Here is a 14473-nt window from a genome sequence, read left to right as displayed (position 1 = left end):
TCCAGCCCGGAGCCTCTCCACGCGGCTCCAGGCTGCACAGCAAAGATCCGTTAGAACCGCGTGCGAATGCCGGCTACAACCGACGTCTGATTGTTCGAACTCGATGCCGTGGTCGTATAGATCTGCGCATGATGCGCGTCACCCACCGCACGCTGGTACATGCCAACCAGCCAGAGATCCGTGCGCTTGCTCAGCGAATACACAACACCAAGGTTTAACTGGTGATATCGCGGTTGCAGGTCTGCGGAATAGTTTCCGGCCGTGAAGATATAGCCTGTGCCTAACAGAATGTCGGGCGTAATTCTTTTAGTCACTGTCAATTCGGCGTTTTGCAGGCGCAAACCCGTATTGTCGAGATAGTTGTAGAGCACGTTGGTGTAGTTTGCCGCCACCTGAACGACGTTGAAGTCGTAGCTTGCGCCAACGCCCATGATGCGTTGCTGGGCCGTCACCGCTCCGGCGAGACTCTTGACGAAAGGATTCGAGAATCCCCATGTGTCGTCGTCCACGGCTCCGTTGAGATTCGACGCAACCGAGGGATGATTGAACTGCGTAAATGCCGCGCCAAGCTTTAACTGACCCACGACGTAGTTTGCCCCGACGCTATAGCCATTGTTGTTGGAGAATGCGCCGGCTTGATTTGAAAGCGCGTATGAGCCAGCGAACGATAGACCGTGGATGTTGGGAGATGCATACCGGATTGAATTATTGAACCGGTTGGAATTGAAGATATTGTCGTTGTCGCCAATGTGCGTCGCGAAGGCCGCGAAGATGACACCTGACTCAGTCCAGTATAGTTGCTGCGCCATTTCCTCGAGCTGGCGACCCATGGTCACCGTACCGATTGCGTCGTTCGTTAACCCTACGTAGGCCCATCGCCCAAACATTCTTCCGCCTTGTCCGAGTGAACCGTTCGTCGAATTGAAGCCGTTCTCAAGCATGAAGATCGCGGCATTTCCCCCTCCCAGATCCTCGCGTCCTTTGAAGCCCACGCGAGGTAATTGTTCTGGACCACTTGCCATTGATACCTGGGAATGGCCACCCGCATTCGACGTGTACAGGATACCTGTGGAAATAAGTCCATATAGCGTGACGGAACTTTGTGCTTGACCTATTTGCGGCAAGGCCGCCGCAACACCCACGACTGATGATGTTGCGACAAATCGCTTGATCCATTGTCTTCTCTTCATGATGCGATCTCCAAGACCTATCTGTTCGCCGAACGCACGACGATGCATTTTGACTTATAAATACTTCGTTATACGAAGTAACTACGCTGGACAACCGCGTTGTAAGACGAAACTTCTTATGGCCCGCTCTGGCTCACTCGGGTTGAGCCACTGTATCCAGCGATAAATGCGCGTCAAAAATCAAAATTCGAACGCGTCGGCCGATTTTCTAGAACAGCGAACGGGATCGCGAACAAGACGACGCACGCATGAAATATGTTCATTAGCGATTTTGAAGGGCCGCGAGCTTGTCCATCTCGGTCATGAAGTGCTCAACGACAACCTTCACTGCCAATGGCAATTCGCGTTCGGATCGGACCAGCAGACACAGGGGCAGGGAATGCAGGCCCGACTCAAGCAGCGGCCGGTGGACGACCTTGCCCGTCGCGAGATCGCTAAGAAGCGACATTGATGTCGTCAATACGAGCCCCGCTCCTTCCCGCACTAACGTGCGCATCATCGACATGGAGTTCGTTTCGATCACCGGCGTCAGGCTGCTGCCAATACCAATGTTGATCCGGTCGAGCATGACGCGAAACAGCATGTCGCGGGACGGAAAAATCACCGGATAAGGGGCGCAGTCGCGCAGTCCGATTACATCCCTGCGCGCGAGCGGATGCCCGCTTTGCATCGCCACGCCTATCGCGCTCTGCACGACGCGCAACCGTTCCAGCGGCACGGCCACAACAGGCTCCCAACACATGCCGATGTCCAGTTCGCCGTTGAGCAGCTTGCGGACGATTTCCGAGGAATTCCCAATATATGCGTTGAAACATATTCCTGGGTAACGCTTGCGCAGATCGCTCAGCGCGCGAGGGAGAACCTCTTCACCCAGCGTCTGCAGAGCGCCGATCGAAACGCGTCCGCGCTTAAGTCCACGCAACTCTTCAACGTGCGAAAGGGCGGTTGCTGCGTTCCGCTCGAATTGCTGAATGGTCTCCAACACGATCTCGCCCGCTTCGGTCAGTCTCATGCCACGCGGCAGCCGCTCGAACAGTGCCGCACCGAACTGTTCCTCAAGCTGCTGGATCTGTCGCGCGATCGCCGAAGGTGAAATATGCAGGTTATCGGCCGCGCGACGAATGGACCCTTCAAGGGCCACTTCCCGGACGTAATGCATCAGCGGAGACATCAGGATGGTTCTCATGGGCGTCCAAAGAGTTGCTGATCGTGGCTTTACAGTGCGCTTGTGTGTGGCCTCGCAATAACGGCATGCACATGATGAGCAATCTATCGCGCGTGAGCGTCTCCGAAAACCACCGTTTTTCGAAGAGCGCGTTCGATTTATTTGTTCACTTGACTGGGAAATTCTCAGCGTGAAGCCCATTGCGTTGCCCCGACGGCAACACATGAGGGCAACGCAGCGTTCTGATTTCGTTGCTTGTCACTCCCGTCGTGCGCTCGAATAATCAAGTCACAACTCGTTTGGAGGAAAACGTGAACACACAACGTATGATGAAAATCGGTGGGCTCTTTCATCCCACCGGCAATCACATCGCAGCCTGGATGCATCCTGATTCACAAATCGATGCGGGTAGCAACTTCCAGCACTACGTGAGACTGGCGAAGACTGCCGAAGCCGCGCGATTCGACTTGCTTTTTCTCGCCGACGCCGCTGCCGTGCGTGGCGGCAATCTGGAGGCGCTGAGCCGCTGGCCGCAGTACATGGCGTACTTCGAGCCGACGACCCTGCTCGCCGGTATAGCAGCCGTCACACACCACATCGGCTTGATCGCGACGGCGACCACCAGCTATAACGAGCCGTACAACATCGCCCGGCGATACGCGTCTCTCGATCACATCAGCGCAGGACGCGCAGGCTGGAACGTCGTCACTTCGTCGAACGTGGACGAAAGCCTTAATTTTGGACGCGAAGAACACTTCTCGCACGAGCATCGCTACGAACGGGCGAAGGAGTTCGTTGGTGTCGTGCGAGGTCTTTGGGACAGCTGGCAAGACGATGCGTTTATTCGCGACCGGGAATCCGGCGTCTATTTTCGTCCCGAAGCATTGCATACGCTCAACCATCGTGGCGAGCACTTCAGCGTTCGCGGACCGCTCAATATCTCGCGTCCACCGCAAGGGCATCCCGTAATCGCACAGGCAGGATCGTCGCATGACGGCATGGAACTCGCGGCTGAAACGGCCGAAATCGTGTTCACCGCCCAACACAACCTGGAAAAGGCCAAGGCCTTCTACAACGATCTGAAGGGCCGTATGAGCGGGTATGGACGCGACGTCAGTCAGTTGAAGATCATGCCCGGCCTGAATCCTGTAATAGGGGTAAGCCGGTCAGAAGCGCAAGAGCGGCACGCGAGACTGCAAGCGATGATCCAGCCGGACGTCGGCCTCGAACTATTATCTAACGCGCTCGGCGGATACGACTTGAACGGTCTCGACCTCGATGGTCCGCTGCCCGAAAAGATTTCTGCCAGTGACACTAACACCAGCAAGAGCACGGTCCAGTCCGTACTCGAAATGGCCAAACGCGAATCCCTGACGATTCGCCAGCTCTACCAGAAACTCGCAGGCGCCCGAGGGCAACGAACGATTGTCGGGACGCCATCCGATATAGCCGACGAAATGGAGGCGTGGTTCAAGGCAGATGCTGTGGACGGGTTTCTCATCCAGCCCGCGGTCCTGCCTGGCGACCTCGACGAGTTTTGCGCAACAGTCATTCCTGAATTGCAGAAGCGCGGTGTCTTCCGCACTGAATACGAAGGAACCACGTTGCGCGAAAATCTTGGACTCGACCGGCCGCAAAATCAATTCAAAATCCGCAGTCCGAAGTGAAGGAGGCCAATATGGAAGCAACTCAAACTGACGAACGCCCCATCGATTTCGCCAGAGCCATGCGCCGCCTCGCCGCTACCGTGTGCGTCGTGGCAACGCAAGAACACCAGCAACCGTACGGCATGGTGGCCACAGCGGTTACTTCGCTGAGTGCCGCGCCGCCCTCCCTCCTCGTCTGCATCAACAGGGACGCATCGTCGCATGCCGTCATCGAGCGAATTGGCCGCTTTTCGGTGACCCTGCTGTGCAGAGGCCAGCGCGACATCAGCGACCGGTTCGCAAGCCACTATTCGCATCCCGAGCGCTTCGCCTCCGGCCGATGGAATACGTCCGCCCGCTGGCAGCTTCCCTATCTGGAGGGTGCTCAAGCGACGTTTTTTTGCAGCTTGGCACGGCGTTTTGAACACGGTACACATACGGTATTCGTTGGCAATGTCATGCAGACAGCGCTCAACGAGCCGGTCGATCCGCTGCTCTACGCTGACGGTGCCTACCGATGGCTGGACCACACCGGCTCCTAGATCTGCGTGAAGCCGACTCTCAAAGCCGGCTCTTCTAAAAAGGCGCAAAGATAATGCATCGCTTAACGCCGAAGGAATAATCAACGTGAAAGCAGTTCACTTACTCGCTGTGTTGCCGTTCGTTGGATTTTTTTCGGGAACCTGGGTCGTCCGGTATTGGGGACCGCTTTTGTTTCGTGCTCCGACACTCCTGATATGGAATCTTACCTGGATGCTGGCATCTGCCGGCATCCTCTGGATCATCTATGCAGCCGATAATAGATCGTCTACGGAACAGCCATGAATATTGCACTGTGCATCCTGGGCATTTTCTTTGCCGGTGCGTTGGCCGTCGGCGTGGCAGCCAGGCGCGGAATACCGATGAATTTCGAAGAGTGGTCGATTGCCGGCCGCGGCTTTGGCGCCGTCATCTCGTTCGTGCTGATTGCCGGTGAAATATTCTCAACTTATTCCTTTCTGGGCGCAACGGGGTGGGCATACGCGAAAGGCGCGCCTGTCTTCTACTACATGGCGTGCGCCTCGCTTGCCTTCGTGATCGGCTACTGGACATTGCCGCGCCTTCGGGACGTGGCACAGGCCCATCAGCTCGTCTCCTTCTCAGACTACTTCGAGCAGGTTTTTGCGAGCCGCATGCTCGGCGCGATGGCCGCCATCATCGGCCTCGGCGCGATGATTCCGCTTCTCGTGATCCAGATGAAAGGCCTCGGCATCATCGTGCACGAGTCGTCATACGGCGGGCTGTCAGAAGCAGCGGCGATCTGGATAGGGCTCGCGATCATGGTCGGCTATATCGTCGTTTCCGGTATCCGTGGGGCGGCAACGGTGGCGGTGGTCAAAGACGCGCTGATTCTGGTCGTTGCTCTATCGCTTGCGATCTATTTGCCGATCCACTATCTCGGTGGCTACGGCAGACTTTTCGAAGCCGTCGAAAAGGCCCACCCCGGTCATTTCACCATCCCTGACACGGGTCTCAATGCAACCTGGTACAACTCGACGGTCCTGCTTGTATCTCTCGGCTATTATCTATTCCCTCATGCTTTTACCAGCGTCTATGCAATCAAGACGCGCAACGCGGTCAGAAAAACACCATCCTGATGCCTCTTTATCAGATGCTGATTGTCTGTATGTACATCGTGGGCTTCACGGCGATTATCGTGGTCCCGGGGCTGACCGGATCATCAATCGATATCGCGCTGTTCGTGATCGTAAAGAAGACGTTTCCGGACTGGGTGGTCGGCATCATTGGCGGAGCGGGTCTTCTCACCGCGCTCGTTCCGGGTGCGATGATTCTGCTCAATGCGTCGACCATGTTTTCGAAGAACGTGGTCAAACGATACGTGTTGCCGCAAGCGTCGGAAGCAACAGTCACGACTGTCGCCAGACTCACCGTTCCCGTCTATGCGCTAATTTGCGTGACTATTTTGTTCTACTCAGGCTGGTCGATGGTACCAATCTCGCTGTTCGCATCCAATCTGCTCGACCAGTTGTTTCCGGCCTTCGTGCTGGGACTGATGCCGCAAATCACGAAGCGGCCCATTCCTGTTGCTTCGGGAATTGTTGCGGGCATTGCACTGTTGGCCTATGTCTCTATCGGTTTCGGCGGCAGTCTTGCTCAAGCATTTCCAAACGTTCCGGCATCGATCGCATCCGTCAATATCGGGCTGATCGCGTTGGGTCTGAACGTGCTCGTACTGATCGTCTGTTGGAAGCTGATGTGTGTGACCGAACGTAAGCTCGTTGCAGAGCGCTGATGGGTGTCGCTCAATTTACGGACGAATTGCCACCGGTGAGCTTTCACCGTTGACACCGAGCGCCGTGCAGTTGCGCCCCTATGCTCTTCTGAATGCGTCGATTGTGTCCAAACTAGAGCAGCGCGCTTTGCGCTCGGTGAAGCCTTTCAGTTCGACTGGAGCGAGGACTGAGCCGTCATCAACGGCGAGCGCACCAAGCTGCAGGTCGCGCAGTTCAAGTCAGTCATAGCCGAGCATGCTTCCTACGCGCCTATTTGCTGCAGACGCGCGAGATGCTGTTCGACGCGCACCACTACGCGTTCGCGGCGGGGGGAGGCATTCCGCGCCAAGGCATCTACGACGATATGAAGACCGCCGTCGACAAGGTCCGCCGCAGTTAGCGTGCACGCTGACGTTCCGATCGATGGGTGCCTTCCGATGTCTGGAGAATTATTAGATAGCCAAGCTATCAGAAAGGGGATTCTCACTTGATAGCCGATAACCTCCCTTCCAGACCGTTTCGATCATTGCGTCGAACGGCCTTAGCGCATCACGGAGGATTTTGACATGCACGTCGACAGTGCGTTCTTTAGCATCGGTTTGTTCCGCCCAGACTACTTTCAAAATCGTGTCACGTGAAAGCACCTCTCCGGGACGGGTCAAAAACAGACGCAAGAGTTTGAATGCCATTGGGGACAAGCTAATGGTCAGTTCTTGACATTCCATTCGGACGGACACTCGATGTGACGTGAGAGACATGGTGATCGCAGCGACCTTCAAAACTTCCTGCGCTTGCACAAGTGGCCGTGGTCGCAACATAACTTGCACACGGGCAAACAATTCTCTCATTGAAAACGGTTTGACGAGGTAGAAGTCCGCTCCGACCTCGAGTGCCTTCAAGGTGTCTGCTTCACGCAAGCTTTTACCCAACACGATCACACCCAAATCTTTTGTCCTTCTAACCGAACGAAGTGCACTTAATAGCGACAAGCCCGTCATGTCAGGCAACGTCCAGTCAAGGATCACAACTTCTGGCAACCGCTCATCAATTAATTCCTTCGCTTTTTTTCCCGTGAATGCAATCGCAGGTTGATGGCCTGCTTGCTGTGCATGCAGCCATATTAGTTCGGTTTTTGAGGGGTCGTCTCCGACGATCAGGATCGCAGACATATTGGTGCCCGAGTATCGGCGTGCGGGAAGTAGGTTGATGGAGCAGTAAACAAAGTCTGCCTAAGTTCTTATTTGCGATTGAGGCGTGATCATAACCGGCTGCCTCACCCGTGTCTGAGAACTTCAACGACCTAGCTCAACATCGATTTGTCACATTCTTCTGCTAGCGACTTTCGCCAATCCAAGGTGCGATTAATCAAGAAACATCGACGTCCGTTAATCGATCTGAAAGCAAACGTTCAGTTTTCCGACCCCAAGATTTCATTTGGCAGTGTTCCAATTCGGCCAGCTTCAAAACTAGTAAGAGAACGAAATGGTAAGTAAGGGCACGAGAAACTAGTACACCCAACCAACCGGGGACCCCCACATATGTCGGTCATTTCAACAAGTCGCACTGGTTTTCTTCTAACTTCAATCGCGGCAGCTTGCGTGCTGACCGCCTGCGGAGGCAATGACAACAATTCGCCGGCATCGGTCAACAATAGCGGCGTGGTAGCCGCGGCCGGCTTCATGCCTGGCAGCACGACTGGCGATCCAACCCTCAAGGCAGGCTACTATGCCGGCGCCACCGTGTGCGTGGACGTGAACGGCAACGGCAAGTGCGATACATCGGAAGTGAGCACGACAACCGACAGCACCGGCCACTTCACACTGCAGTCCGCCGCCAGCGGCCCGTTGATTGCCGACGTCTCCACCAAGGCCATCAACACGGCAACCGGCGCGACCGCTCCAAGCCATCTGATCCTGCGCGCCTCGGCTGCGCAGGTTGCCGACCAGGGTGCGACGAATGTCGTGATCAGCCCGATGTCGAGTGAAGTCCAGCGTCTTGTCGAAGCGAACGGCACAGTCTACGCGGCCGAGAAGACCAACCTGGTCAACCGCCTGAGCGCACCGGCCCTGGGTGCAGCATCAGTGTCAGTGCCGGCTGCTGACGTACTCAGCGATGTGAACAAGCTCTCGGGTCCCGAGCAGCAGGCTGTGCTGTTCGAAGACAACCAGCTCGCGAACCGCTACACCTACGCCACGACCAAGCTCGACCGCGGCGACCTGTACCCCGACAACCTCGCCGTGCCCGGCGGCGACCCGTCGCTGGTCGGTGTCGCGGGCGTGAGCGCCGCAACGATCGTGAAGCCGACGCAGACGCAGGCGCCCATCACCTTCGCTCAAGCCCAGCAAGCCGCGTTCAACGTCGAAGGCATCCCGCGCTACGACAACGTCTTCATCATCATGCTTGAGAATCACAGCGTGGCCCCGGTTACGGGTACCCCAGGGATTCTCGGTGCGACGCAAGCCCCGAACATCAACGCGTTCCTGAGTGCCAACAACCAGTTCACGACCTATTACTCGACGGGTAACCCGAGCGAGCCGAACTACACGGCTCTCGGCGGCGGAGACGACTGGGGTATCGTGGACGACAACTGGTGGGGCTGCGCCGCCCCGGCCGCGCCGACGGACGTGGCATTCACCGGTGGCAAGGCCTCGGACGGCCAACCTCTTGTCGCGACCGGCGCGTTGCCACCGCAAGACTCCAGTCACCTGTCGGGCTTTGGGAGTTCGTCCTGCAACGTCACCGCCAGCGCCAACCACAACGTCACGGCACCGTCCATTTTCAACCTGATTTCGCAAGCGGGCCTGACGTGGCGCTCGTATAGCGAATCGATGAACCCGGGCCAGGATCCGCGCGCCGACAGTATTGCCGACGCCGCAATATCGGACACCTACACGGGTCCGGGCGCAGCCGGTGGGCCATTCAAGGTTCCGGGTGCGCTGTACAAGACCAAGCACCATCCTGGCATGGCCTATCAGCAGACGCGCAGCCTGCCTGAGTTCTTCGCCGACAACCGCACCATCTTCGGCACGCAATACTCCGCCGCCGACTGGTCGAAAGCGACGGCGTACCCCGTCCCGGCCGGCTACAACACCGACCAGTTCAGCACCGACCTCGCGAGCGGTGACGTGGGTAATCTGAACTTCATCATGCCCGATCAGTGCGACGACATGCACGGCACTGGCTCTGATCCTTCGTGCCTCGGCGGAAGCGAGAATATCGTTCAGCGTGGCGATGACTACGTACGTCAGGTGGTCGCGAAGATCCAGGCATCGCCGCTCTGGTCCAACAAGCAACGCAAGGTGGCCATCGTCGTGATGTTTGACGAAGGCGAAGGTAGCTCCACCTCGTGCTGTGGCTGGAACCCGGTGACGTCGAACGTCGGTCAGCAACCGCTCACGTTCGCAAACGGCAAGTTCACGCCGACGACAACGACGGCTTACAGCGCAGGAAACCACGGTCACGGCAACTCGATCTTCGGTGTGGCAACGAACCAGGCCAACCCGAAAGTGATCGACAGCGATGAGTACAGTCACTTCGCACTGGTGCGTACGCTGCAGGACATGTTCCAGGTCGCTGACCCGGCGCAGCCGCAGACGTACCTCGCTCGTGCGAAGTACACCGAGTCGTTCATCGCGAGCAACATCGTGAACCTGCCGGAACTCGCGGCCAGCGCGGATACGCACTTCGACTCCGTGCGTCCGATGAACCACGCCTACATCACACCGGCAGGCTACACGCAGAAGCTGAACCCGGTCGATGTGACGGGTACGTCGCTGGCATCTCGCGCTCCGGGCCCGGACGCAACCCAGACCAACGTCTGGGCACTGGCTAAGTAAGCACGCGGCTCGCGGGGAGGCGGCTCACTGCCTCCCCGCCGCGGCAAGTGTGATCTCCCTGCCAGGCCGCGTTTTTTTCGCGGCCTGGCAATTTCCGTTCTATCCGTCCCATCGCCAAGCGGCCTTCAGCCCTGTCAGGACCGCCCGGCGATTGGAGTCAGGGTTCCAAACACTTGATATGCGAAAACTCTCCCTCGGCGTGATCTGCGCGCTCTCACTGATCTTGGCCGCCTGCGGCGGCGGCAGTAGCGGAGACTCCACCCAGACGTCGTCGGGTAGCCCGTCGGGCGTCGTCGCGCCGCCGGCGCCGGTCACGCTTAGCGTGACTGCACAAGTCGGCCAGAAATTGTTCTTCGACCAGAATCTGTCAGGCAACAAGAACATGGCCTGCGCCACCTGCCACAACCCTCAGTTCGCGTACGGGCCGCCCAACAGCCTGTCCGTGCAGCTCGGCTCTGATCCGTCGCTGGCGGGCCAGCGCGCTGTGCCTTCGCTGCGCTACAAATCCATGACGCCGCCCTATAACGATATCGCCGAGAACCCGGACGGCATCACGCAGAACGCGCCTGGCGGCGGTTTCATGCTGGACGGCCGCGCCGCGACGCTTGCCGCCCAACCGGCACTACCGCTGCTCAATCCGATTGAAATGAACAACCCGTCGCCAGCTGCCGTGGTGCAGACCGTACAGAAAGCATCCTACGCGGCGCTGTTCCAACAGGCATTCGGCTCAGGCGTGTTCTCGGACGCCAACGCCACGTTCAACGATATCGGTCTCGCCCTCCAGGCTTATCAGCAGGAAGACCCGAGCTTCGCACCCTACGCGAGCAAGTTCGACCTGTATGTCTCCAACAAGCTCGGTGGCGCGTTGACAGCGGCGGAGATGCGCGGCCTCCAGCTTTTCAATGACACAGGTACGGGCGCCGGATGCGTAGCCTGTCACTATGCCGGAGCGAACTTCAACGGCTCCGTCGCGCTCATGACCGACTTCACCTACCAGGCGATCGGCGCGCCGCGCAACGACACACAGATCCCGGGCAATCCCGACCCGATCCCGAGCAACGCCGCTGCGTCGTACGTCGACATGGGCCTGTGCGGCCCGCTTAACAACCTCCACACGCCCGGCACAGCCAGCAGCGGCGCGGGCCCGGACTCGATCACCGGCGTCAATGTCCCCGACCCGTATTGCGGCCGCTTCAAAGTGCCGACGCTGCGCAATGTCGCAACACGCTCCGTGTTCTTTCACAACGGCGTGTTCCACTCGCTCGTGCAGGTGCTGAATTTCTACAACACGCGCGACACGAACCCGGAGTACTGGTACCCAAGCTCGGGCGGCAACCCCGGCCAGCCGGTGCAGAACCCGTCCTACGCGCTGTTTCCGACATCCGCCTCGGGTGCGACCGCCCAGTCGTTCAACGATCTGCCAGCGGCGTACCAGGGCAATATCGACGAGGAATTGCCGATGGGCCAAGGCCAGACTGCGGCTGGCGGCACGACAGCCGCCGACGGTGCGCAGGCGCGCGTGGTTCACTCAGCGCCGCAGCTGTCGCAGCAAAACATCGCGGACCTGGTCTGCTTCCTGAACACGCTTACCGACGGCTATCAAGTGCCCACCACGCCGCCCACCAGCGGCAGCTGCGTGAACTGACAAAACCATGATCCACGGCGGGCGGCCTGCCTTTTCGAGCGGCCGTGCGCCGAAAAAATTCACCCGTACTTTAGCAATTCAACCTGAGCAACAAACACCATGACGCGACGTTCCACCGCCGGCCGCATTGCTTGTGGCGCATTCGCCCTTAACGCCCTAACCTTGTTCGCCGGCTGCCATGACAATAGCCAAGATGTCAGCCGGGAGAATTTCACGGCCACCATCAACACTTTTCTCGCCCAGCGTGGCCACCTGTGCCTCGCTAAATACGACTGGCCGATCTACGTGACAACGGACGATATGGCCGCCGGTACCCGCGACGCGTTACAAATGCCGGTACTCGAAAAACTCGGTCTGGTCGCAGGCAAGGACGTGGTGGCCGAACGCACCGATGAGAACAGCAAGAAGATCCGCGCGAACGCGCGCCAGTTCCAACTGACGGCCGAAGGTCAGAAATACTATCTGCATATTCCGGAAGTAGTTGCGACCGGCACCTCGCGCATCACTCACCCGGCCGATTTCTGCGCGGCCACGCTTTCGCTTGACAAGGTCGTGGGCTGGGAGCGGCCGGCGCAAGTGAACGGCCAGACCGCCACCTCGGTCATCTATACCTACAAGATTGACCCTGCGCCGTGGGCCAAGAGTGGCGACGCACAGCGCGTGTTCCCGATGGTCAAGCGCGTGATCGAAGGCGCCGGCACGATGCAACTGCGCGAGGGTGTGTATTTGACGTCGAAGGGCTGGGTTGCCGACGAGGTCTTCGTCCGTTGAATTTCAGCGGGCCTGCGGGGCACTCAGCCGTCCCGCAGGTCACTCCATGCCGGACACGCGCGGCGCGAAGCGGCGCGTGCGGATCCATTTGGTGGCCACCCACTTCTCGCCCGTCCGCAAGGGCGTGCTTGCGTGCAGGGAGCTCGGGTCCGCGAGCCCGAAACGGTTGCCGTATTCGAAGTAAAGTGCCTGGCCGCGCCGCGGCACCACCGACCATCCGATCTGGGGGAACACGGTTTCACCTCCGCCATCCACGTCGTTCAGATACATCAGCAGTGTGCCTACGCGCTGTCCGCTGCGCGCGATCGACTCTCGATTCGCCGGGTTGCCCGGGACCAGGTAGTCGACGTGCGGCGCCGATTCGGCGCCTGCTTCGTAGTGCAGAAGTTGCAGGCCTTCGCCATTCTCGACCGGCAGGCCTGTGAGTTCGGTGATACGAGATTCAAGGCGCGCGATCAGCGGCGTTTCGCCCAAGCGAAAAAACATGCCGTGGCTGCTGCGATGCCCTGCCACGACATTACGTCCGGTCACAGGATCGACCACGGTCGAACGGTCCAGACGCGGCCGCGCGAGCGAGACCAGCTGCTCGCATTCGATCGCGCTGAGAAAATTGTCGAGCAGTACTGCAGCAGGCCGGTGCATGCGCGCAATCACACGTACCTTGTGCTCGCCGAGCCGGATCAGCGGCCCGTCCGGCACGCGCCACGGCTCCACTTCGTACGTGAGCGGCGCACCGCCGATTTCGAGCGTCTCGCCTGGCAACGGCGTGCCATACAAAAAAGCCGAGGAGACCGCATCGACCATTGCCGACGCGAGCTCCGGCGCGTTATTTCGATCAACGAGTTCACGCACAATCGCCTGAGGCGCAACGCCGCGTGTGAGATTGTGGGTGATCCAATCACGCAAAGCGGCGGGAAAGCTAACTGTTATGGACATCGAAATGGCAAGCGATAGGCTGTAAGGATTGTGTCGTGGTGGGGCCTGAATCCACTGCCATGATACCGTTCTTCAGGGTATTTATGCTTTGGTTGTCCTGCTTCTCCGACAGGGCACACGAATATCCGCGGGGTCGTTTTCGGAATACAGATGCACCTGTCCCTCGGACTACCGCGAACGCGGCGCACTTAGCTGAAAGCGGATTTTGTGGTTGTCCACTTGCCATGAGGGAAACGCCCAATCTCACATGCTTGGAAGGAGCTGCTTGTTGATCAGTCGCGGTTCGTATAGAACTGCGCGATCATAAGAAAACAGGCCGCAATAATGCCCAACCAAGCCACGTTGAAACAGGGCAATAGAACGCTGGCCTACGCAACCCTTCCATGAGCGCCAAATCGTCCAGCTCGGGATCGTGTGTCAATGCGATGACAGCCGATCGGTGGGCGAGCCGCACCCGATATTGCGTCATCGGGCATGGCGCGGGCAAAGCGCGTATGCGTTTCCAGCAACGTTGTCGTCGGTGATCTCAGAGCGGGGGCGTCGCGAATCTGAAGCATGGCATCGAGTTTGGAATGCGAGCCGGCTTATGATCTTTTTTAGGATTTCTGATACCCCCGGTGAACGCGGGCCCTTGGGAACCCGACCTGTTTGGCCGCGTGAAAGATGCACTACCGCAACCTACCAATTCAGGAGAATAGCTAAATGAATGTCAACCCACACAGCCCGCCCGCGTCGTCGCCGGCGACTGGTGCTGTTTCAACGGCGCCCCCGTCTGCGGCGTCTTCAACGACCAAAGCCAGCAAGACCCCTGCAGCAAGTGCGGTCGCTCCGCAGGCGTCGACAACAGTCAGCATTAGCAACGCAAGACGCGCTGCACTAGCGGAAGCAACTGAATCAGCCGCGACCACGGCGAGAGAAGCCGGCGGCGGCGATCGCCAGGCGCAAAGACTGCTGGCCCAGGACGCCGCGAGGAAAATCGGCTATGTCGCGGCAGGCATCGTCGAGGCTGCC

At 58.5% G+C, this 14473-nt stretch carries 11 protein-coding genes and 2 pseudogenes; 8 read left to right on the top strand and 5 right to left on the bottom strand.

Annotated features, from left to right (window positions below):
• Positions 1-50: 50 nt before the first annotated feature.
• Together ACMX25_RS04230 and ACMX25_RS04225 are read right to left on the bottom strand one after the other, a co-directional pair.
• Positions 51-1190, bottom strand: coding sequence for a porin (locus tag ACMX25_RS04230; RefSeq protein WP_414948275.1), 1140 nt, complete (start codon positions 1188-1190; stop codon positions 51-53).
• 262 nt (positions 1191-1452) lie between these two features.
• Positions 1453-2376, bottom strand: a complete 924-nt coding sequence (locus ACMX25_RS04225) for a LysR family transcriptional regulator (protein ID WP_414948274.1) — start codon at positions 2374-2376, stop codon at positions 1453-1455.
• A 305-nt stretch (positions 2377-2681) separates the two neighbouring features.
• Between ACMX25_RS04225 and ACMX25_RS04220 the strand changes: the two genes are divergently transcribed.
• The 5 genes and pseudogenes from ACMX25_RS04220 to ACMX25_RS04200 all read left to right on the top strand — a co-directional run.
• Complete coding sequence (locus ACMX25_RS04220) at positions 2682-4022, top strand: LLM class flavin-dependent oxidoreductase (RefSeq protein WP_414948313.1); 1341 nt, start codon at positions 2682-2684, stop codon at positions 4020-4022.
• Between the two features lie 11 nt (positions 4023-4033).
• Entirely contained in the window at positions 4034-4543 is a 510-nt protein-coding gene (locus ACMX25_RS04215) for a flavin reductase family protein (RefSeq protein ID WP_414948273.1), read from the top strand.
• 279 nt (positions 4544-4822) lie between these two features.
• Positions 4823-5638, top strand: coding sequence for a sodium:solute symporter family transporter (locus ACMX25_RS04210; RefSeq protein WP_414948272.1), 816 nt, complete (start codon positions 4823-4825; stop codon positions 5636-5638).
• Complete coding sequence (locus ACMX25_RS04205) at positions 5638-6294, top strand: hypothetical protein (RefSeq protein WP_414948271.1); 657 nt, start codon at positions 5638-5640, stop codon at positions 6292-6294. Before ACMX25_RS04210 ends, ACMX25_RS04205 begins: the two co-directional genes overlap by 1 nt.
• A gap of 126 nt (positions 6295-6420) precedes the next feature.
• Positions 6421-6668 (top strand): annotated as a pseudogene (locus ACMX25_RS04200) (IS21 family transposase); the annotation flags it as partial.
• Positions 6669-6726: 58 nt separating this feature from the next.
• Here ACMX25_RS04200 and ACMX25_RS04195 read toward each other — a convergent pair.
• Positions 6727-7443: a winged helix-turn-helix domain-containing protein gene (locus tag ACMX25_RS04195; protein ID WP_414948270.1), complete on the bottom strand. Its 717-nt coding sequence runs from the start codon at positions 7441-7443 to the stop codon at positions 6727-6729.
• A 369-nt stretch (positions 7444-7812) separates the two neighbouring features.
• Here ACMX25_RS04195 and ACMX25_RS04190 point away from each other — a divergent pair, with 369 nt between their 5' ends.
• The 3 genes from ACMX25_RS04190 (at position 7813) to ACMX25_RS04180 (ending at position 12526) form a co-directional block, all read left to right on the top strand.
• Complete coding sequence (locus ACMX25_RS04190) at positions 7813-10110, top strand: alkaline phosphatase family protein (protein ID WP_414948269.1); 2298 nt, start codon at positions 7813-7815, stop codon at positions 10108-10110.
• Between the two features lie 178 nt (positions 10111-10288).
• Positions 10289-11755, top strand: coding sequence for a cytochrome-c peroxidase (locus tag ACMX25_RS04185; RefSeq protein ID WP_414948268.1), 1467 nt, complete (start codon positions 10289-10291; stop codon positions 11753-11755).
• A 99-nt stretch (positions 11756-11854) separates the two neighbouring features.
• Complete coding sequence (locus tag ACMX25_RS04180; RefSeq protein ID WP_414948267.1) at positions 11855-12526, top strand: hypothetical protein; 672 nt, start codon at positions 11855-11857, stop codon at positions 12524-12526.
• Between the two features lie 39 nt (positions 12527-12565).
• Here ACMX25_RS04180 and ACMX25_RS04175 read toward each other — a convergent pair whose 3' ends face one another.
• Together ACMX25_RS04175 and ACMX25_RS40380 are read right to left on the bottom strand one after the other, a co-directional pair.
• On the bottom strand, positions 12566-13462 hold the full coding sequence (locus ACMX25_RS04175; RefSeq protein ID WP_414948266.1) for a 2OG-Fe(II) oxygenase: 897 nt from the start codon (positions 13460-13462) through the stop codon (positions 12566-12568).
• Positions 13463-13817: 355 nt separating this feature from the next.
• Positions 13818-13956 (bottom strand): annotated as a pseudogene (locus ACMX25_RS40380) (XdhC family protein); the annotation flags it as partial.
• Positions 13957-14473: the final 517 nt, after the last annotated feature.

It is taken from the genome of Caballeronia eucalypticola (assembly GCF_047608185.1).
In the GTDB taxonomy this organism is placed as follows: Bacteria; Pseudomonadota; Gammaproteobacteria; order Burkholderiales; family Burkholderiaceae; genus Caballeronia.
Note: the sequence above shows the minus strand (reverse complement) of the source record. Positions and strands in the feature narration are given on the sequence as shown.